The 390-nt window shown below is 59.7% G+C and carries 1 pseudogene; it reads left to right on the top strand.

The features are described from left to right. Positions 1 to 390 (top strand): annotated as a pseudogene (locus MXD62_RS10365) (AMP-binding protein); the annotation flags it as partial.

Raw genomic sequence — 390 nt, 5'->3', positions numbered from 1 at the left:
GGCGAAGGGCAACGCGCCGATCATCAACGGCAGCGGCGGTACGGAAGTTTTTGCGGAGATTATTTCATCTGTGTCCATCCAGCCGCTGAAGCCGAGTTGTCTGGGTGCGACTCCCGCAGTGGGAGCGAAGGTGGTAGGAGAGGATGGAAACCCTGTTCCGCCAGGCACCCCGGGATATCTCGTCTTTACCTGTCCGCAGCCGGCGCAGACGCGCGGCTTTTGGAGAAGCAAACAGCGCTACCTCGACACCTACTTTCCGCTGGGCGAAGAAATGTGGTGGCAGGGTGATATGGTCATGGTTGATGAAGACGGCTACTGGTTCCATCTGGGCCGTGCGGATGACGTGATCAAGGTGTCAGGACGGCGGACCGGACCTGGAGAGCTGGAGGA

It is taken from the genome of Frankia sp. Mgl5 (genome assembly GCF_023242985.1).
GTDB classification, from domain to species: domain Bacteria; phylum Actinomycetota; class Actinomycetes; order Frankiales; family Frankiaceae; genus Parafrankia; species Parafrankia soli.
Note: the sequence above shows the minus strand (reverse complement) of the source record. Positions and strands in the feature narration are given on the sequence as shown.